Origin of the sequence: Flavobacterium magnesitis (assembly GCF_041729735.1) — a bacterium.
In the GTDB taxonomy this organism is placed as follows: Bacteria; Bacteroidota; Bacteroidia; order Flavobacteriales; family Flavobacteriaceae; genus Flavobacterium; species Flavobacterium magnesitis.
Genome location: NZ_JBCFQK010000069.1, coordinates 1 through 252 on the forward strand (window position 1 = coordinate 1; position 252 = coordinate 252).

Below are 252 nucleotides of genomic sequence, written 5' to 3' on the forward strand. Positions count from 1 at the left end.
TCCACTGCTGTTCCTGATGTATCCTGAACATCTACGCCTTGTGGATCTTGTCCTATTGCAATTGCTGTATTGGTAACAACGCCTGCATCAATATCAGCCTGAGTGATGATGTAATCCTGTGTTACTACTCCTGTTGCTAATGGTGCTAAAGTTGATGGAACTAATGCTAAATTAGTCACTCCTAGTTTTGCATCATTGATTACAATATTATCTACTGTTACGTTTCCTGTATTGGTTACTGTAAAGGTATAA

Annotated in this window: 1 protein-coding gene; it reads right to left on the reverse strand. The window is 38.5% G+C overall.

From position 1 onward, the window contains the following. Window positions 1-252, reverse strand: a 252-nt coding sequence (locus AAGV33_RS16410) for a DUF7507 domain-containing protein (RefSeq protein WP_373393459.1), incomplete at both ends; no start/stop codon positions are given.